Below are 17,584 nucleotides of genomic sequence, written 5' to 3' on the forward strand. Positions count from 1 at the left end.
GCCGGTCGCCCGGCCCTGTCGGCGGGATATCGGTGGCATGTCAGCGGCGCCCGCCATGGTGGTCCCCATGACGACGCGACTGACGAAGAACGGCGGCGAGAACGCCGTCGAGGTGCGGGGTCTGGTCAAGCACTACGGCGCGACCAAGGCTCTTGACGGGGTGGATCTCGACGTACGGCAGGGCACGGTGCTCGGCGTACTCGGTCCCAACGGGGCGGGCAAGACCACCCTGGTGCGGGTGCTGTCCACCCTGGTGCAGCCCGACGCGGGCACCGCCCGGGTGGCGGGCTACGACGTACTGCGGCAGCCGAGGGAGCTGCGCCGGGTGATCGGGCTGACCGGGCAGTACGCCTCGGTCGACGAGAAGCTCTCCGGCCGCGAGAACCTCTACATGATCGGGCGGCTGCTGGACCTGTCCCGCAAGGACGCCAGGGCCCGCGCCGACGAGCTGCTGGAGCGCTTCTCGCTGACCGAGGCCGCCAGGCGGCCCGCGATGCAGTACTCCGGCGGTATGCGCCGCCGCCTCGACCTCGCGGCGAGCATGATCGGCCACCCGGCGGTGCTCTACCTGGACGAGCCGACCACCGGCCTCGACCCGCGCACCCGCAACGAGGTGTGGGAGGAGGTGCAGCGGATGGTCCGCGACGGCGCCACCGTGCTGCTCACCACCCAGTACATGGAGGAGGCCGAGCAGCTCGCCAACGAGCTGACGGTCATCGACCGCGGCCGGGTGATCGCCAACGGCCGGGTGGCCGAGCTGAAGGCCAAGGTCGGCGGACGCACCCTGGTGATCCGCCCCACCGAGCCGGCGCTGGTGACCGCGATGGCCGCCGCCATCAGGGACGCCGGGCTCGACGGCGTGGCCGGTGCCACGCCCGACATCGAGGAGGGCGTGGTGAGCGTCCCGATCCTCAGCGACGACCAGCTCACCGCCGTGGTCGCGCTGCTGGGCTCGCGCGGCTTCTCCATCGCCCACATCGGCACCCATCTGCCCAGCCTGGACGAGGTCTTCCTGGCCATCACCGGCAAGAAGTCCGACGCGGCGGAATCCGGCTCCGGCGGCTCCGCCGCGTCCGACGCCGCCACCCGCAACGACGAAGTGGAGGTCGCGGCATGAGCGCGGCAACGGCGACGATCACCGCGCCCGCACAGGCGGCCGCGGCCGGCGAGGGCCGGATCAGCCTGCGGGCCAACCTGCGGCACATCGGCGCGCTGGCGCGCCGCAACATGCTCCAGATCAAGCAGGACCCGGAGTCGATGTTCGACGCGGTCCTGATGCCGATCATCTTCACCCTGCTGTTCGTGTACGTCTTCGGCGGCGCGGTGTCCGGCAAGGGACACCAGCAGGAGTACGTGAACTACGTGGTCCCCGGCCTGATGGCGATGATGGGCATGAACATCGCGATGGCCGTGGGCACCGGTGTCAACGACGACTTCAAGAAGGGGGTCATGGACCGGTTCCGCACGATGCCGATCGCGCGGTCCTCGGTACTGATCGCCAAGATCGTCGTCGAGGTCGGACGGATGCTCGTCGCCACGGCGATCCTGCTGGGCATGGGCTTCGCCCTGGGCCTCACCATCCACACGGACGTACTGCACCTGTTCGCGGCGATCGTGCTGTCGGTGGTGTTCGGTGCCTCCCTCATGTGGATCTTCATCCTGCTCGGACTGACCATGAAGACGGCACAGGCCGTTCAGGGGGTCGCCATGCTGGTTCTGATGCCACTGCAGTTCGGCAGCTCGATCTTCGCGCCGCCGACCACGATGCCCGGCTGGCTGGAGGGCTTCACCAAGGTCAACCCGCTGTCCAACCTGGCGGACGCGGCCCGCGCGCTGATCAACGGCGGGGCCGTCGCCCACTCGGTGTGGGTGACGCTGGCCTGGGCCGTCGGCATCACCGCGGTGACCGCGCCGCTGGCGGTGGCGCGGTTCCGCAAGAAGACCTGACCGCGGTCCGGCGCCGGCCGGTGTCAGTCCACGTCGCGCATCAGGGCGACGGCCTCGTCGAGCGAGAGGCCGTCGCCCTCGGCGTACGCGGCCGCGTACGCGCCGTCGCCCACCGCGCCGAGGGTGGCGCGCAGCAGTTCCTCGGCGCGGTCCATGTCCCGGCGCTCGGCCGGGGCCATCGCGGCCGGGCGCAGCTTGTCGTGGGCGCCGAGCACGGCCACCGCGCGGCGGGCCCGACGCAGCCGCAGCTCCTCGGGGTCGTCAGGGCGCGACGACGGGCCGGGCGCCGTCGAGCCGGGGGTGAAGGGCTCCCCGGTGGCCAGGATCGTCAGCAGTTCCACGGCGCCGGGGGCGAGCAGGATGGCCATCCGCGGGGCGATGACCGAGGCCAGCGGGTGGGCGTTGAGTGCGTCGAGGCCGTCGGCGAGCTGGCGGAGGCCGGCCTCGGGGTCGCCGGTCCTGCCGATCAGGAAGCCCTGCATGGCGCGGAGCATCCCGAGGATGAAACCCGGGACGCCCGAGGTGCCGCGCTCGCTCTCGACGATCGCGTCGTCGATGAGCCGCCGCGCCTCCGCCAGCGCGCCACGGCGGCTGAGCACCCCGGCCAGCAGCAGCTTGCCGTAGAAGGCGGCGCCGTCGTGGGCGGCGCCGAAGCGCTCGGCGTCCTCGACGCCCTCGCGCAGCATCCGCTCGCCCTCCTCCGGCTCGCCCGCGTTGACCAGGGCGTCGCCCAACCGGACGGTGAGCACCGGCACATGCTGGTGCGAGCCGATCCTGCGGGCCAGCGCGATGCCCTCACGGCAGCAGGCGGCGGCGCGGGCCCAGTCGCCGTTGTTGGCGGCCGTCTCGGCCTCCGCCGAGAGGGTCTCGGCGGTGCCCCACTCGTCCCCGAGGCGCTCGAAGAGCCGCCGTCCCTCCTGGATGTCGCGCAGCGAGTCGGCCCGCTTCTCGGCGATGTCGTTGTTGATCTTGGCGCGCAGCTGCAGGACGAACGCCAGCTCCCACGGCCGGTCGTGGCGGCGGCAGCTCTCGACGGTGTCGTCCATCATCTCGTGCAGCCGGTCGAACTCCCCGGCGAAGAAGACACCGTAGGCGCGCAGGATGCCCGGGGTGCGGGCGGACTGCGGCAGATGCGGCGGGTAGGTGTCCATCAGCGCGCGGCCGACCTGCGCGAGCGACGGCTCCGTCCACCAGTCGTTCTCGCTCTCGAAGGCCGCGAGTTCCACCACGCGGGCCCAGCGGCGGGCCTCCAGCAGGCGTTCGCCCTCCAGCGGCGGCGGGTCGTCGAGCGGGCCCCGCTCCAGCGGCACCAGCGCGGACGGCTCGGCGAACGGGTCCGGACCCATCGCCGCCACCGTGCCGGGCCAGTAGCGGCGCTCCGAGGCGTAGTTGCGCACCTCCCAGAACCACGCGCAGCCCAGCACCAGGACCAGCGCCTCCTGCTCGTCGCCCGCGTCCACCGCCCGGCGCAGCGCTGCCCGCAGGTTCTCGTGCTCCCGCTCCAGCCGTTCCAGCCACACCAGTTGGCCCGCGCCGCGCAGCCGGGCGTCGGCGGCGCGGACGTACTCCCGGAAGTACGTCATGTGCCGCCGCTCGACCGCCGCGCGCTCCACCGACTCGTCCAGCCGCTCGGCGGCGTACTCGGCGATGGTCTCCAGCATCCGGTAGCGGACGCCGTCGCCGTCGATGTCGGCGAGCACCAGCGACTTGTCGACCAGCGAGGCGAGCAGCGGGGCGGCATCGGGCGCGTCGATCCGGTCGTCGGGGCCGGGAGCGGGAGCCAGGGTCACCGGGCGCGGGCCGGTCGCGGCCGCGCCGGTGGTGGCGGCCGAGTCGGCCATACCGGCCGCATGCGTCGTACCGGTCGCGCGAGCCGCACCGGCCGTATGCGTCGTACCGGTCGTGCGAGCCGTACCGCCCGTGCCAGCCGCACCGGCCGCGCCAGCCGCACCGGCGGCCTGGCCGGAGCGCGGCGAGCCGGGCGGGAAGGGCGCAAGCGGCGTGCCGGTGTCGGCGGCGACTGCCTCGACGGCTTCCAGGGTCCAACCGCCGCGGAAGACGGCCAGGCGGCGCAGCAGCACGCGCTCGGCGGGTTCCAGCAGGTCCCAGCTCCAGTCGACGACCGCGCGCAGGGTCTGCTGGCGGGGCAGCAGCGTACGACTGCCGCCGGTCAGCAGCCGGAAGCGGTCGTCGAGCCGGTCCGCGAGCTGGCGCGGCGACAGGCTGCGCAGCCGGGCCGCGGCCAGCTCGATGGCCAGCGGCAGTCCGTCCAGCCGGCGGCACAGCTCGGCGCAGGCCACCGGGTCCTCCTGCGGCGAGAAGCCGGGCCTGGCGGCCGCGCCCCGGTCGGCGAGCAGCCGCAGCGCGGTCGGGTCCGGCAGCGGGTCCAGCGGCCGTACCAACTCGCCCGGTACGCCCAGCGGTTCACGGCTGGTGGCGAGCACCGCGATGTCGGGGCACTCGGCGAGCAGCTGCTCGGCCAGGGCCGCGGCGGCGTCGATGACGTGCTCGCAGTTGTCCAGCACCAGCAGCAGCTTGCGGCCCACGCAGTAGTCGGCGAGCTGGCGTGCCGGGTCCTTGCCCTTGGTCTCCACCGCCATCGCCGACTCGGCGCCGCCGCCGGAGTGCAGCAGCGTCTCGCGCAGCCCGAGCGAGCTGATCACCGCCTCCGGCAGCGTCCGCGGGTCGCTGACCGGCGCCAGTTCCGCGTACCAGACGCCGTCCGGCCACTGACCGGCCAGCAGATCGCCGGTCTCCTGCGACAGCCGGGTCTTGCCCGTGCCGCCGGGGCCGGTGATCGTCACCAGCCGGGCGCGCTCCAGGTCGCCGCGGACCGCCGCGAGATCGGCCTCCCGGCCGACGAAACTGGTCAGCCGCGCCCGCCCGTTGCCGGGTGCGCGGGCGGGCGGCCGGTGGTCGCGGTGGCCGTCGCGGGCGGCGTCACGGTGTGCGCCGGGATCCGCGCCGTGGTGGCCGTGCCCGTCGGACAGGGCCGCGGCGGCGGGCGCGCCGGAGCCCGCCGCGGCCGCGTGCCGTCCCGGGCCGCCCGTCACCGCGGCCGACGGGTCCGCCGAAGTCGGCTGCCACGGGGCCGGGTTGAGCAGTTCGGCGTGCAGCGCGCGCAGTTCGGGGCTGGGGTCGGCGCCCAACTGGTCGGCGAGGTCGCGGCGGACGGCCTCGTAGGCGTGCAACGCGTCGGCGGTACGGCCCGCGGCGCGCAGGGCGCGGATGTGCAGGGCACGCAACGGCTCGTCGAGGGGGTGGGCGGCGGCGAGTTCGGCCAGCTCCGGCAGGATCTGCCCGGCCCGGCCCAGCGCCAACTCGGCGGTGAGCCGCAGCCGTTGGGCGTCGGTCCGCAGCGCCTCGCTGCGCACCGCGGCCGTACCGCGGTCGGGCAGGTCGGCCAGCGCCGGGCCGCGCCACAGCGCCAGCGCGTCGCCCAGCAGCCCCGCCGCCTTCACCGGGTCGCCGTCGGCCAGCGCCCGCGCCCCCTCGTCGGCGAGCCGCTCGAAACGGTAGAGGTCGACGTCGTCCTGGACCGCCTCCAGCCGGTAGCCGCCCTCGACCGAGCCGACCGCGTCATGACCGATGGCCCGCCGCAGCCGCCCGACCAGCGCCTGGAGGGCGCCCGTCGCCCCGGCGGGCGGGTCGCCGTCCCACACCTCGTCGATCAGCGCCTCGGCGCCGATCACCCGGCCGGGCCGCAGCGCGAGCGCGGTCAGCAGCGCGCGCAACCGTCCACCGGCGAGCGTGGCGGGCGTACCGTCGTCGCGCAGGGCCTGAGTGGTACCGAGGATCGTGTATCGCACCGCCCCATTCTTACGGAGCCGGGCCGCTCGCGGCGCCGTGGCCGCCGACGCGTGGAACCCGTTACCCGCGCCGGACGTTTTCCCGGCACGACCTGTGCCGTCGGCGTCCCTGATGGCATGATCGGGCGGCCGGTCCCGCCAGGGCCGTGACCGGACACCGCCGGGGTCACCCACACCATCCAGCAGGAGCCAGTACATGAGCGTCACACCGATCCGCAGGACCCGTCACGGGGACAGCAGGATCAGCCCGATATTCCTCGGCATCGTGGCGGTCATGGCCGTGTCCGGCTGGGCGGTGTGGACCGAGTTCGCCTCGGACCACGGATTCGCGGTGTTCCTGTTCGTGGTGTCCGGCTGGGTGGTCTCGCTGTGCCTGCACGAGTACGCGCACGCCCGCAGCGCCCTGCACAGCGGTGACATCTCGATCGGCGAGAAGGGCTATCTCACCCTCAACCCGCTGAAGTACACACACGCGCTGCTGTCGATCGTGCTGCCGGTGGTCTTCGTGATCATGGGCGGGATCGGCCTGCCCGGCGGCGCGGTCTTCATCGAGCGGGGCCGGATCCGCGGCCGCTGGCGGCACAGCCTGATCTCCGCCGCCGGTCCGCTGGTCAACCTGCTCTTCGCCGTACTGCTGATGCTGCCCTTCGCGCTGGGCGCGGTGGACACCTGGCCGACCGAGTTCCTGGCGGCGCTGGCCTTCCTGGCGATGCTCCAGGTGACGGCGGCGGTCCTCAACCTGCTGCCGGTGCCGGGGCTCGACGGCTACGGCATCGTCGAGCCGTGGCTGTCGTACCAGACGCGCCGCCAGGTGGAGCCGTTCGCCCAGTTCGGCCTGCTGGCCGTCTTCGGTGTGCTGTGGATCCCGTCGGTGAACGTGAAGTTCTTCGACGCCGTGTACACCGTGATGGGCTGGTTCCACGTGCCCGAGGACTACATCCGCTTCGGCTACACGCTCTTCCGGTTCTGGAAGAACTAACGGTCCGCGGTGGCCGGACCCTCGGCGGCGGCCGCGCGGGCCCGGGCGTCGATCCTGCCCTTGCGCACGTAGTACCAGCACATGTTGCTCGTCAGCCCGGCCAGCAGCACCCAGACGATGCCGAGCAGGCTGCCGTTGACGAAGGACACCACGGCGGCGGCGACCGAGAGCAGGCACACCGCGAAGGCGTAGAGGGCGAGGCGGGGCATGGGGGGTGGCTCCTGTCCTGACGCGGAAACGGTCGTCGTCCGGACATTGTCCCCCATGCCCCGGGGCCTTCCGTACGGCTCAGACGTCGGTGACGCGCAGGCCCGCGTGGGCCTTGTAGCGGCGGTTGACCGAGATCAGGTTGGCGACGAGGGACTCGACCTGGTGGGCGTTGCGCAGCCGCCCGGCGAAGACGCCGCGCATCCCGGGGATGCGGGCGGCGAGCGCCTGGACGATGTCGGTGTCGGCGCGGACCTCGCCGAGCACCATCACGTCGGTGTCGATCTCGGCGACCTCGGGGTCCTGCAGCAGCACCGCGGACAGGTGGTGGAAGGCGGCGGTGACGCGGGAGTCCGGCAGCAGGGCGGCGGCCTGCTGGGCGGCGCTGCCCTCCTCGGGCTTGAGCGCGTACGCGCCCTGCTTGTCGAAGCCCAGCGGGTTGACGCAGTCGACGACGAGCTTGCCCGCCAGCTCGTCGCGCAGGGACTCCAGGGTCTTGGCGTGGCCGTCCCACGGCACGGCGACGATCACGATGTCGCTGCGGCGGGCGCACTCGGCGTTGTCGGCGCCGTCCACGCCCAGGCCCAGCTCCGCGGCGGCGGTCTGCGCGCGCTCGGCGTTGCGGGAGCCGATGATGACCTTCTGGCCGGCCCTGGCCAGCCGGTAGGCGAGGCCGCGGCCCTGGTCGCCGGTGCCGCCGAGCACGCCCACCACCAGGCCGGACACGTCCGGCAGCTCCCACGGGTCCTTGGCGGGCGCCTTCGTCTTGTCGTCCTCAGGGGTAGTCATACCGGGGATCCTGCCAGGTCGGCGGGGTCCTTGGCAGCGCGCGGCGGTGTTCGACGGCGTTCGGTGGCGCGTATCACTCCGGGCGCGGGAGGATGCCGTGCCATGGACGCCTTACGGGTCGCGGTGCTGCGCGAGGTGCTGGCCGGTTCCGAGTGGCTGCGGGCCACCCGGGACTTCGGCGGGACGCTGCGCGCGGCGGTACGGCGGGGGTCCGGGGGGCTGCTGCTGGTGGGCACCGCGGAGTACGAGCCGTGGCATCTGGCGGCGCACCTCGACGAGGAGGCGGCCTGGAGCGGCCTGCCCGAGCTGGCCCCCACCCTCGTCCGGCACCGGGTGCCGCCCGGCGCCCCGCGCCACCTCGCCGTCGACGTCGCCCGCCTCACCGCCGCCGGCCGCGGCGAGACGCTCCTCGTCGTCGCTCCCGGCCCACCCGCCCCCGACCTCCTCGAACGTCTCGCCGACGCCCGCCGCGCCGGAGCCACCCTCCTCGCCCTCGACGCCTCCCCCGACGCCACCGACCTCCACTCCCTCACCCACACTGCCCTCACCATCGCCCCCACCGACCACCCCCTCACCTTCGATCTCGCCCAACACCTCATCTCCACCACCCCCACCACCCCCCCACCCCCCACCCGCCTCACCGACGTCACCACCCACTTCACGACACCCCCACCTCGCTGGTAGGCGGGCGGGGAGGGGGCGCCGCTGGCCGGGGCGGGGGGACCGGGATGTGGCGCCGAGCGGGAGCGGGGGCGGAGGGGGAGGGGGTCGGAATGCTGCCGGATATTTGTGGGCCGCCAGGCACGTAAATATCCGATTCCGACCCCCTCCCCCGGAGGCCCCGCGACCCACCGACCGGCCCGGCCGACGCCGAAAACGGGTTGCTGAGGTGCGCCGGAGGCGGGGAGCATGCGGGGCCGTGAGCGGTGTGGCGCGGCGGGTGTTGCCGGATATGGGTGCCTGGCGGAGTTCGGCGGACTTCCGGCGGCTGTGGCTGGCGGGGGTGGTCACGAACTTCGGCAGTTTTCTGACGTTCGTCGCGGTGCCGGTACAGCTCAAGGACCTGACCGGGTCGGCGGTGGCCGTCGGCGCGGTCGGCGCCGTGGAACTGGTGCCACTGATCGTCTTCGGGCTGTACGGCGGCGCCCTGGCCGACGCCATGGACCGCAAGCTGCTGATCAACGCCACCGAGGCGGCCCAGGGCCTGCTGGCGGCGGCACTGCTGGCCAACACGCTGCTGCCGCACCCGGCGGTGTGGCCGCTCTACGTGGTGGCCGCGCTGTCGAGCGCGCTGACCGGCCTGCAACGCCCGGCCCTGGACGCGATCGTGCCCCGCATCGTCCCCCGCGACCAGCTCGCCGCCGCCGCGGCGCTGAACTCCCTGCGCTGGCAGGTCGGCGCCATCGCGGGCCCGTCCGTGGCCGGCCTGGTGATCGCGTACGCCGGCCTCTCCTGGGCGTACGCCGCCGACACGGCGACCTTCGTGTTCTCCGTCGCCGTCGGCCTCGGCCTGCGCCGCTCCCCCGCCGCCCACGACGCGAAGCCGCCCTCCCTGCGCTCGATCGCGGAGGGCGCGGCGTACGCCTGGAGCCGCAAGGAACTGCTGGGCACGTACGTGATCGACCTGGCCGCGATGTTCTTCGCCTACCCGGCGGCGATCTTCCCGTTCCTCGCCGACGACCTGCACGCGCCCTGGTCACTAGGCCTGATGTACGCCGCCGGGTCGATCGGCTCGCTGGCGGTGAGTGTGACCAGCGGCTGGACCTCGCGGGTGCACCGGCACGGCCGGATGGTGGTGTACGCCGCGGTGGGCTGGGGGGTGGCGATGGCCGCGGCGGGCTGGGCGGACGAGATCTGGCTGGTGCTGCTCTGCCTGGCGGTGGCGGGCGGCTGCGACATGATCAGCGGCGTGGGGCGCTCCACGATGTGGAACCAGACGATCCCCGACGCCCTGCGCGGACGGCTCGCCGGGATCGAGCTGCTGTCGTACTCGGTGGGCCCGCAGCTCGGCCAGCTCCGCTCCGGCAGCGTGGCCGCGCTCGCGGGCGTCCGCGCCTCGGTCTGGTCGGGCGGCCTCGCCTGCGTCGCCGCCGTCGCGGCACTGGCCACGGCGCTCCCGAAGCTGATGTCCTACGACGCGCGGACCGCGCCCCCGACGGACCCCACCCCGAACCCGAGCCCCCTCACCGACCCCTCCGCCGTCTGACCGGTCAGTCGCCGGTCCTGTCGTTCCACCGCGGATCGGTGTCCCACTCGAGATTGCGGTCCGCGACCTTCTCCATCGCGTGCTCGGCCGCCTCCCGTGACGGGTACGGGCCGAAGCGGTCCTTGGAGGCGCACTCGGGCCCCTCCTCCGCCTTCTTGTGCTTGAGGCAGTAGAACCACTCGCCCGGTTTGCCCACCGGCTTCTTCACCCTGAACACCGCCATGATCGTCTCCCTGGTCGGGCGCCGCGAAAGCGGCTCCCTCCCGCCAGCTTGCCCGATCGGCCGCGGATACACTCGTCGGCATGTCTGGTCAGTCGCTGCTCGTCCCCGGCAAGCTCTCCCCCACCCGGCACGTACCGGCCGCGATCCCGCGTCCCGAGTACGTGGGAAAGCCGGCGCCGACGCCGTACACCGGGCCCGAGGTGCAGGACGCGGAGACCGTCGACCGGATGCGGATCGCCTCGCGGATCGCGGCCCAGGCGATGGAGGCGGCCGCCAAGGCCATCGCACCCGGTGTCACCACCGACGAGCTGGACCGGATCGCGCACGAGTACATGGTCGACCACCGGGCGTACCCCTCCGACCTCGGCTACCGCGGCTTCCCCAAGTCGCTGTGCACCTCGGTCAACGAGGTGATCTGCCACGGCATCCCCGATTCGACGGTCCTGCGTGACGGCGACATCGTGAACCTGGACGTGACGGCGTACATCCACGGTGTGCACGGCGACTGCAACGCCACGTACTTCGTCGGCGACGTGGACGAGGAGTCGCGGCTGCTGGTGGAGCGGACCCGCGAGTCGCTGGACCGGGCGATCAAGGCGGTACGGCCCGGGCGGCAGATCAATGTGATCGGCCGGGTCATCGAGTCGTACGCGAAGCGGTTCGGCTACGGCGTGGTGCGGGACTTCACCGGCCACGGCATCAACACCTCGTTCCACTCCGGGCTGATCGTGCCGCACTACGACGACCCGCGGGCCACGACGGTGATGCGCGAGGGAATGACCTTCACCATCGAGCCGATGCTCACCCTGGGCACCCACGAGTACGACATGTGGGAGGACGGCTGGACGGTGGTGACCAAGGACCGCAAGCGCACGGCGCAGTTCGAGCACACCATGGTCGTCACCGCGAGCGGAGCCGAGGTCCTCACGCTCCCGTGACCGCGGGCTCCCGGTAGGGTTGCGGCGTTTCCGCACCACTCCCCCGCGCCCCGCCGCCGGTACCGAAGGAGCCAACGCGCCATGAACCGCCGCACCTTGTGCCTCGGGGCCGCCGCGGCCGCGCTGACCCTGCCGCTGGCCGGCTGCGTGACGGTGCACGGCGAGCGCGCGGACATCCCGTCGGTGACGTCCGCGGAGGCCGCCCGGGCGCTCGCCCACTTCGCCTCGGTCAACAACGACGCGACGCGGGTGTACGACCCGGCGCTGATCACCCGGATCGAGGGCGGGCCGCTCGGCGCGATAGACGAGGCGGGCGTGCGGGCCAAGCACGCGAGCCATCCGGACGGGAACCCCGCCTTCTCGGCGCTGGCCTTCTCCGACGCGCACTTCGTGATCCCCCAGCAGCGCGGCTGGCCGAAGTTCTTCGTGGCGGACACCGCCACCAACCGCAGCGGGGACGCGCGCTGGCTGCTGGTATTCCGGCGGTTCGCCGCGGGCCAGCCGTGGAAGGCGGACTTCCTGGCGGTGGCGGCGAAGAACGAGGTGCCCGCCTTCGCCACCGACAAGGACGGCCACGCGGTGGCGCTGCCCGTGGCGGGCACCGATCTGCTGGTGCAGCCCGCGCAGTTGAGCGCCACCTACGCGTCGTATCTGCAGAAGGGCCCGGCGGCGACCCGGGTGTTCGCGAGCGGCGAGGCCACCTCGGCGCTGCGGGCGACCCGCGCGGCCCACACCCGCTCCTCGGTCTCGGTGACGCAGTACGCCGACCAGGCCGCGGGGGGCGGTGAGTTCACGCCGGTGGCGCTGCGGACCAAGGACGGCGGCGCGCTGGTCTTCTTCGCCTCGCACCACCAGTCCCGCGCCACCTACCGGGCGGGCTACCGGCTGACGGTCGACGCGGACACCAGGGCGCTGATGACCGGGACGCCGCAGACCTCGGTGACGCTCTCGCACACCGGCCAGGAGGCGGTGACGGTGCCCGCGGGCGCCGACGGGAGCGGTCTGGGCGGCGGCAAGGTCGTCTTCGTCAGCCGGCTGGTCGGGCTGGTGTCGGCGAAGGGCGAGTGACCGTACCCCAGGGGACGGGCCCTAGCGGCTCCAGGCCGGGGTCTCCGGCTCCGGCTCGTAGTCGAACTGGGCGCAGGCGTCGGTGAGGACGTCGAGCACCGGCAGCGGGTCGGGCAGCGGCAGGTCGGGGCCGAGGCCCGGGAGCCAGTCCACGCTGCTGCCGGACGGCAGCACGGCGGGCGGCAGCAGGACGTAGCTGCCCCGGCAGTGCCAGCGGATGCCGGGGTGCTCGTCGCGCGTCTCGGGGTTGCAGTCCAGCGCGCAGGGCCACCATTCGTCCTCGTCGGCGGGGGTGCCGCGGGTGGCGGTGAAGAAGAGCAGCCGGTCGGCGCCCTGGGCGGCGACCGGGCCGACGGTGGCGCCGTCGGCGGTGAGCCGTTCGAGCGCGAGGCGGCCGGCCTCGGCGGGGACGTCGAGCACGTCGTGGTTGATGCCGGTGGCGGTGATGAAGTTGGCCCGCGGCTGGCCGCGCAGCCACCGGTCGATCTTCTCCCGGTCGGTGCTCGCCTGGGTCTGCCAGGCGAGTGAGACCGGGTGGAGGCCGGGGATCGGACAGCCGATCCGGTCGCACGAACAGCCGAAACCCTCGGGATGAGCGGCGGGAGCGACGGGGAACGAGGCGGCGGCCGCCGCGTGGATCAGCTCGTCACGCAGGAGGTCGGCGGCGGCTGCCGCACGCGAGGCCCGGGTGGCGCGGGAGGCGCGGGCGGTGCCCGAAGCGCCCTCCGGACGGCGGCGCAACCAGTCGGACAACCTGCTCTTGCCTGCCATCGAGCTCCTTCCCTCGTCCCCACCCGTCCCGCTGACAACGGTACGCGGGTGGTGGAGGACATCCTCCCTCTTGCCAGGAATGAACACCCACCCGGGGTGGAAGTCTTCCCACGGGAGGGATTCCGACATTGTGTCGGCAACCGTGTACGCTCGCGTGCGCCCGCCGACCCCGCACACGGAGGTTCCGTTGGCCCCGACCCCTTCGACGACGGCCCCCTTCTCGGCCGTGATCCGCGCCGCCAGCCAGGACCGGCACCTGGAGGCCGAGAGCTCCGCCTTCATGGGCGACATGCTCGGCGGGCGGCTCGGCGTGGCGGCGTACGCGCGCTACACCGAGCAGCTCTGGTTCGTCTACCGGGCACTGGAGGACGGCGCCGCGCGGCTGGCGGGCGACCCGGTCGCGGGGCCGTTCCTCCGCCCCGAGCTGGCACGGGTGGCGGCGCTGGAGCGGGATCTGGGCCATCTGCTCGGCGCGGGCTGGCGGGCGCGCGCCACCGCGCTGCCGTCCACCGCGCGGTACGCCGCCCGCGTCACCGAGCTGGCCGCGAGCTGGCCCGCCGGATACGTGGCCCACCACTACACCCGCTACCTCGGCGACCTCTCCGGCGGCCAGGTGATCCGCGGCATCGCCGAGCGCACCTGGGGCTTCCGCGGGAAGGGCGACGGGGTGCGCTTCTACGTCTTCGAGGCCATCGCCAACCCGGCCGCCTTCAAGCGCGAGTACCGCGCGCTGCTGGACGGGCTGGCCGTCGACGGGCCGGAGAAGCGGCGGGTGGTGGACGAGTGCCGCAACGCCTTCGCGCTCAACACCGCCGTCTTCGCGGACCTGGGCGCCGCCTTCCCGCTGACCGGCTGAGAGCGGGGCCCGAGAGCGGGGCCTGAGAACGGGACCGCACCGGGGCCGCACCCGGTTCGCGGCGGGGTCCCCACCGGCGCCACCCAAGTCCGGGCACGAGCCCGCGCATAACCCGCGCGCGAAAGGCGTGTCGCGGCGCACAATGCAGCTGAAGACCCTGTGTCCTCCCGGCGGGCCGACCGTCCCCCGGGGGGACACGCGTCGTGCGAGTCAGGCACTCAACCACCCTCCGAGGAGCCCCCTTTGCGCATCGCGACACCCCGCCGGTACCTGATGTGCCCGCCGGCCCACTTCCGCGTCACGTACTCCATCAACCCGTGGATGGACCCCACCAAGCCGGTGGATCCGGCGCTCGCCCTCTTCCAGTGGGAGGACCTGCGCGACCGCTACCGGGCGCTCGGCCACACCGTGGAGATCCTCGACCCGGTCGCGGACCTGCCGGACATGGTCTTCGCCGCCAACGGCGCCACGGTCGTGGACGGCCTGGTGCTCGGCGCCAGGTTCGCCAACCCCGAGCGGGCCGCCGAGGCACCCGCGCACCTCGCCTGGTTCCGGGAGCACGGCTTCACCGACGCCCGCGAACCGGTGCACATCAACGAGGCCGAGGGCGACTTCGCCGTCACCTCGAACTGGATCCTGGCCGGGCAGGGCTTCCGCAGCAGCACCCTGTCCCACTCGGAGGCCCAGGAGTTCTTCGGCCGGCCGGTGATCGGGCTGGAGCTGACCGACCCGCGCTACTACCACCTGGACACGGCGCTGGCGGTGCTGGACGACACCCGCGAGGAGATCATGTACTACCCGGGCGCGTTCTCGCCCGGCAGCCGGTCCGTGCTGGCCCGGCTCTTCCCCGACGCGCTGCTGGCCACCGCGGAGGACGCCGCCGCGCTCGGCCTGAACGCGGTCAGTGACGGGCGCAACGTCCTGCTGCCGCTCACCGCGGGCGGCCTGCTCGCGCCGCTGCGGGAGCGCGGCTTCGAGCCCGTCCCGGTGGACATGTCCGAGCTGCACAAGGCAGGCGGCAGTGTGAAGTGCTGCACGATGGAGCTGCGCCCGCCCGCCACGTAGGGTGCGGCGCATGGTCAAACCAACGCGCGCTTCGTACGACGCCGTGATCGTCGGCGGCGGCCACAACGGACTGGTCGCCGCCGCCTACCTCGCCCGCGCGGGCCGCAGCGTCCTGCTGCTGGAGCGGCTGCCCGCGACAGGTGGCGCGGCGGTGTCCACCCGGGCCTTCGCCGGGGTGGACGCCCGGCTGTCCCGCTACTCGTACCTGGTCAGCCTGCTGCCCCGGCAGATCACCGACGAGCTGGGGCTGCGCTTCGCGGTCCGCCGCCGCCGGATCTCCTCGTACACCCCGCAGGGCGACACGGGGCTGCTGGTGGACGCCGGGGACGCGGGCCGCACCCGGGAACAGTTCGTCCGGCTGACCGGCTCCGACCGGGACTTCGACGCCTGGGAGCGGTTCTACGGGATGACGCAGCGGGTCGCCGAGCGGGTCTTCCCGACGCTGACCGGGCCGCTGCCGTCGCGGGCCGAGCTGGAGCGGACGGTGGCCGACAGCGCGGCCTGGGAGACGCTGTTCGAGCGGCCGCTGGGCGAGAGCGTCGAGGCGGCCTTCGCCGACGACCTGGTGCGCGGTGTGGTCCTCACCGACGCGCTGATCGGCACCTTCACCCATGCCCACGACCCGTCGCTGCGGCAGAACCGCTGCTTCCTCTACCACGTGATCGGCGGCGGCACCGGCGACTGGGACGTGCCGATCGGCGGCATGGGCGCCTTCACCGACGCGCTGGCGCAGGCGGCCCGCGCCGCGGGCGCGGAGATCGTCACCGGCGCCGAGGTGACCGCTGTGGCGGCGGACGGCGCCCGCGCGGAGGTCAGCTACGACGACGGCACGGGCTCCGCCACGGTCGGCGCCCGCCACGTCCTGGTGAACGCCGCGCCGCACACCCTGGCCGGGCTGCTCGGCGAGCCGCGGCCGGAGGCGGAGAAGCCCGAGGGCGCCCAGCTCAAGGTCAACATGCTGCTGCGCAGGCTGCCACGGCTGCGGGACAGCGCCGTCGACCCGCGCGAGGCGTTCGCCGGGACCTTCCACATCGCGGAGTCGTACCGGCAGCTCCAGACGGCGTACGAGCAGGCGGCGGCCGGGCGGCTGCCGGACGCCCCGCCGTCGGAGATCTACTGCCACAGCCTGACCGACCCGTCGATCCTCTCCCCCGAGCTGGCGGAGCAGGGCGTGCACACCCTGACCCTGTTCGGGCTGCACGCGCCCGCCCGGCTGTTCGCCGCGGATCCGGCCGGGGCGAAGGACGCGCTGCTGAAGGCGACGCTGGCGCAGCTCGACGCGGTGCTGGCCGAGCCGCTGGAGGACTGCCTGGCGCTCGACGCCGACGGCAGGCCGTGCCTGGAGGCGAAGTCGCCGCTCGACCTGGAGCGCGAGGTCGGCCTGCCCGGCGGCCACATCTTCCACCGCGACCTGTCCTGGCCGTACGAGGAGCCGCACGGCGGGACGGTTACGCAAGCGGAGGACGGGGCAGTGAGCTACGCCACAGGGCGCTGGGGTGTCGGCACCCCGTATGGGAACGTCTTCCTCTGCGGCGCGGGCGCGGTCCGCGGCGGCGGCGTCAGCGGCATCCCGGGGCACAACGCGGCCATGGCGGTACTGGAGAGCGAACGATGAGCACACGGACACACCACCGGCCGGTGATCGGCCGCCAGTGGCGGCGCGGCGGCGGCAAATGGCACACCCTCACCGAGGACGGCAAGGCCGAGCAGCCGCAGCGCTGCACGGCGGACGTCGTCGTCGACTGCGCGGTGTACACCGACGGCCGGCGGACCGCCTCGCTGCCGCCGCGCGAGGCGCTGGAGGAGGCCAGGAAGCAGCCGGGCGGCTTCGCCTGGATCGGGCTGCACGAGCCGGAGGCGGAGCATCTGGCGGAGATCGCCGAGGTGTTCGGGCTGCACCCGCTGGCGGTCGAGGACGCGGTGACCGCGCACCAGCGGCCGAAGCTGGAGCGGTACGGCGACACGCTCTTCCTGGTGATCAAGACCATCGTCTTCGTCGAGCACGAGAAGCTGACGGCGACCAGCGAGGTGGTCGACACCGGTGAGCTGATGATCTTCCTCGGCGCGGACTTCGTAGTGGTCGTACGGCACGGCAGCGCGCCGGGCCTGTCCAGGGTCCGCAGGTCCCTGGAGAGCCGCCCGGAGATGCTGGCGCACGGCCCGGCGGCCGTGCTGCACGCCATCACCGACCAGGTGGTCGACGACTACCTGGACGTGGCCGACGCGGTCGAGCTGGACGTGGACGAGCTGGAGTCGGACGTCTTCTCGGCCTCGCACGGCGACGACGCCGAGCGGATCTACCAGCTCAAGCGGGAGCTCATCGAGTTCAAGCGGGCGGTGCACCCGATGGCCCGCCCGCTGCAGCGGCTCAGCGAGGAGCCCGACCAGCTGATCGGAGCCGAGGTCGGCCGCTACCTGCGCGACGTCGCCGACCACCTCACCCAGGTCCGCGAGCGCCTCGCGGGCTACGGCGAGCTGGTGGACGGCCTGCTGGCGGCGAATCTCAGCCAACTCGCGGTCCAGCAGAACGTCGACATGCGCCGCATCAGCGCGGGCGCCGCGATCCTCGCCATCCCCACGATGATCGCCGGCTTCTACGGCATGAACTTCCGCCACATGCCCGAACTGGGCTGGTCCTTCGGCTACCCCCTGATGCTGGGCGTCACCGCGACCCTGTCGGTGCTCTGCTACCGCGCCTTCCGCCGCTACGGCTGGCTGTAGAAGGG

The 17,584-nt window shown here is 73.5% G+C and carries 16 protein-coding genes; 11 read left to right on the plus strand and 5 right to left on the minus strand.

The genetic code is table 11. The annotated features are described in order from the left end of the window. Nucleotides 1-67: 67 nt before the first annotated feature. Both AB0M29_RS26155 and AB0M29_RS26160 read left to right on the plus strand, forming a co-directional pair. On the plus strand, nucleotides 68-1,117 hold the full coding sequence (locus AB0M29_RS26155; RefSeq protein WP_365386671.1) for an ATP-binding cassette domain-containing protein: 1,050 nt from the start codon (nucleotides 68-70) through the stop codon (nucleotides 1,115-1,117). Beyond that, nucleotides 1,114-1,947, plus strand: coding sequence for an ABC transporter permease (locus AB0M29_RS26160; RefSeq protein WP_365386673.1), 834 nt, complete (start codon nucleotides 1,114-1,116; stop codon nucleotides 1,945-1,947). The genes AB0M29_RS26155 and AB0M29_RS26160 overlap by 4 nt, the downstream gene beginning before the upstream one ends. Nucleotides 1,948-1,970: 23 nt before the next feature. Here the strand turns inward: AB0M29_RS26160 and AB0M29_RS26165 are convergent, their stop codons facing one another. Continuing rightward, entirely contained in the window at nucleotides 1,971-5,756 is a 3,786-nt protein-coding gene (locus AB0M29_RS26165) for a BTAD domain-containing putative transcriptional regulator (protein WP_365386676.1), read from the minus strand. A gap of 196 nt (nucleotides 5,757-5,952) precedes the next feature. Between AB0M29_RS26165 and AB0M29_RS26170 the strand changes: the two genes are divergently transcribed. Further along, entirely contained in the window at nucleotides 5,953-6,735 is a 783-nt protein-coding gene (locus tag AB0M29_RS26170) for a site-2 protease family protein (RefSeq protein ID WP_365386678.1), read from the plus strand. Here AB0M29_RS26170 and AB0M29_RS26175 read toward each other — a convergent pair. After that, on the minus strand, nucleotides 6,732-6,944 hold the full coding sequence (locus AB0M29_RS26175) for a hypothetical protein (RefSeq protein ID WP_365386680.1): 213 nt from the start codon (nucleotides 6,942-6,944) through the stop codon (nucleotides 6,732-6,734). The two genes, AB0M29_RS26170 and AB0M29_RS26175, sit on opposite strands and share 4 nt — an antisense overlap. 79 nt (nucleotides 6,945-7,023) lie before the next feature. Further along, complete coding sequence (gene npdG / locus AB0M29_RS26180) at nucleotides 7,024-7,731, minus strand: NADPH-dependent F420 reductase (protein ID WP_365386682.1); 708 nt, start codon at nucleotides 7,729-7,731, stop codon at nucleotides 7,024-7,026. A 102-nt stretch (nucleotides 7,732-7,833) separates the two neighbouring features. Here npdG and AB0M29_RS26185 point away from each other — a divergent pair, with 102 nt between their 5' ends. Together AB0M29_RS26185 and AB0M29_RS26190 are read left to right on the plus strand one after the other, a co-directional pair. Further along, nucleotides 7,834-8,415, plus strand: coding sequence for a hypothetical protein (locus AB0M29_RS26185; protein WP_365386684.1), 582 nt, complete (start codon nucleotides 7,834-7,836; stop codon nucleotides 8,413-8,415). Nucleotides 8,416-8,683: 268 nt separating this feature from the next. Next, a complete protein-coding gene (locus tag AB0M29_RS26190) occupies nucleotides 8,684-9,937 on the plus strand; it encodes an MFS transporter (RefSeq protein ID WP_365386762.1) in 1,254 nt (417 codons plus the stop codon). Between the two features lie 4 nt (nucleotides 9,938-9,941). Here AB0M29_RS26190 and AB0M29_RS26195 read toward each other — a convergent pair whose 3' ends face one another. Next, nucleotides 9,942-10,160, minus strand: a complete 219-nt coding sequence (locus tag AB0M29_RS26195) for a hypothetical protein (RefSeq protein WP_365386686.1) — start codon at nucleotides 10,158-10,160, stop codon at nucleotides 9,942-9,944. 80 nt (nucleotides 10,161-10,240) lie between these two features. On the opposite strand from AB0M29_RS26195, the gene map reads away from it, so the two are divergent. Together map and AB0M29_RS26205 are read left to right on the plus strand one after the other, a co-directional pair. Next, the gene (gene map, locus AB0M29_RS26200; RefSeq protein WP_365386689.1) at nucleotides 10,241-11,098 is read left to right on the plus strand and encodes a type I methionyl aminopeptidase; all 858 of its coding nucleotides are present in this window, start codon (nucleotides 10,241-10,243) and stop codon (nucleotides 11,096-11,098) included. Nucleotides 11,099-11,179: 81 nt separating this feature from the next. Further along, nucleotides 11,180-12,166, plus strand: a complete 987-nt coding sequence (locus AB0M29_RS26205; RefSeq protein WP_365386690.1) for a hypothetical protein — start codon at nucleotides 11,180-11,182, stop codon at nucleotides 12,164-12,166. Between the two features lie 21 nt (nucleotides 12,167-12,187). Here the strand turns inward: AB0M29_RS26205 and AB0M29_RS26210 are convergent, their stop codons facing one another. Next, nucleotides 12,188-12,937 (minus strand): bifunctional DNA primase/polymerase, encoded by a 750-nt coding sequence (locus AB0M29_RS26210; RefSeq protein WP_365386692.1) that lies wholly within the window; start codon nucleotides 12,935-12,937, stop codon nucleotides 12,188-12,190. Between the two features lie 187 nt (nucleotides 12,938-13,124). On the opposite strand from AB0M29_RS26210, the gene AB0M29_RS26215 reads away from it, so the two are divergent. From AB0M29_RS26215 to corA, 4 genes are all read left to right on the plus strand, one after another. Further along, complete coding sequence (locus AB0M29_RS26215; RefSeq protein ID WP_365386694.1) at nucleotides 13,125-13,793, plus strand: biliverdin-producing heme oxygenase; 669 nt, start codon at nucleotides 13,125-13,127, stop codon at nucleotides 13,791-13,793. A gap of 159 nt (nucleotides 13,794-13,952) precedes the next feature. Further along, nucleotides 13,953-14,858, plus strand: coding sequence for a dimethylargininase (gene ddaH / locus AB0M29_RS26220; RefSeq protein WP_365386696.1), 906 nt, complete (start codon nucleotides 13,953-13,955; stop codon nucleotides 14,856-14,858). A 10-nt stretch (nucleotides 14,859-14,868) separates the two neighbouring features. Beyond that, entirely contained in the window at nucleotides 14,869-16,473 is a 1,605-nt protein-coding gene (locus AB0M29_RS26225) for an NAD(P)/FAD-dependent oxidoreductase (RefSeq protein ID WP_365386697.1), read from the plus strand. Beyond that, nucleotides 16,470-17,579: a magnesium/cobalt transporter CorA gene (gene corA, locus AB0M29_RS26230; protein ID WP_365386699.1), complete on the plus strand. Its 1,110-nt coding sequence runs from the start codon at nucleotides 16,470-16,472 to the stop codon at nucleotides 17,577-17,579. Before AB0M29_RS26225 ends, corA begins: the two co-directional genes overlap by 4 nt. Nucleotides 17,580-17,584: the final 5 nt, after the last annotated feature.

Source organism: Streptomyces sp. NPDC051976, from assembly GCF_040680795.1.
In the GTDB taxonomy this organism is placed as follows: domain Bacteria; phylum Actinomycetota; class Actinomycetes; order Streptomycetales; family Streptomycetaceae; genus Actinacidiphila.

What these genes read in the sequence shown, in the direction of transcription:
- AB0M29_RS26155 (WP_365386671.1), top strand. Translation starts at nt 68, where the DNA reads ATGACGACGCGACTGACGAAGAACGGCGGCGAGAACGCCGTCGAGGTG.
- AB0M29_RS26160 (WP_365386673.1), top strand. Translation starts at nt 1,114, where the DNA reads ATGAGCGCGGCAACGGCGACGATCACCGCGCCCGCACAGGCGGCCGCG.
- AB0M29_RS26170 (WP_365386678.1), top strand. Translation starts at nt 5,953, where the DNA reads ATGAGCGTCACACCGATCCGCAGGACCCGTCACGGGGACAGCAGGATC.
- AB0M29_RS26175 (WP_365386680.1), bottom strand. Translation starts at nt 6,944, where the DNA reads ATGCCCCGCCTCGCCCTCTACGCCTTCGCGGTGTGCCTGCTCTCGGTC.
- npdG (WP_365386682.1), bottom strand. Translation starts at nt 7,731, where the DNA reads ATGACTACCCCTGAGGACGACAAGACGAAGGCGCCCGCCAAGGACCCG.
- AB0M29_RS26185 (WP_365386684.1), top strand. Translation starts at nt 7,834, where the DNA reads ATGGACGCCTTACGGGTCGCGGTGCTGCGCGAGGTGCTGGCCGGTTCC.
- AB0M29_RS26190 (WP_365386762.1), top strand. Translation starts at nt 8,684, where the DNA reads ATGGGTGCCTGGCGGAGTTCGGCGGACTTCCGGCGGCTGTGGCTGGCG.
- AB0M29_RS26195 (WP_365386686.1), bottom strand. Translation starts at nt 10,160, where the DNA reads ATGGCGGTGTTCAGGGTGAAGAAGCCGGTGGGCAAACCGGGCGAGTGG.
- map (WP_365386689.1), top strand. Translation starts at nt 10,241, where the DNA reads ATGTCTGGTCAGTCGCTGCTCGTCCCCGGCAAGCTCTCCCCCACCCGG.
- AB0M29_RS26205 (WP_365386690.1), top strand. Translation starts at nt 11,180, where the DNA reads ATGAACCGCCGCACCTTGTGCCTCGGGGCCGCCGCGGCCGCGCTGACC.
- AB0M29_RS26210 (WP_365386692.1), bottom strand. Translation starts at nt 12,937, where the DNA reads ATGGCAGGCAAGAGCAGGTTGTCCGACTGGTTGCGCCGCCGTCCGGAG.
- AB0M29_RS26225 (WP_365386697.1), top strand. Translation starts at nt 14,869, where the DNA reads ATGGTCAAACCAACGCGCGCTTCGTACGACGCCGTGATCGTCGGCGGC.
- corA (WP_365386699.1), top strand. Translation starts at nt 16,470, where the DNA reads ATGAGCACACGGACACACCACCGGCCGGTGATCGGCCGCCAGTGGCGG.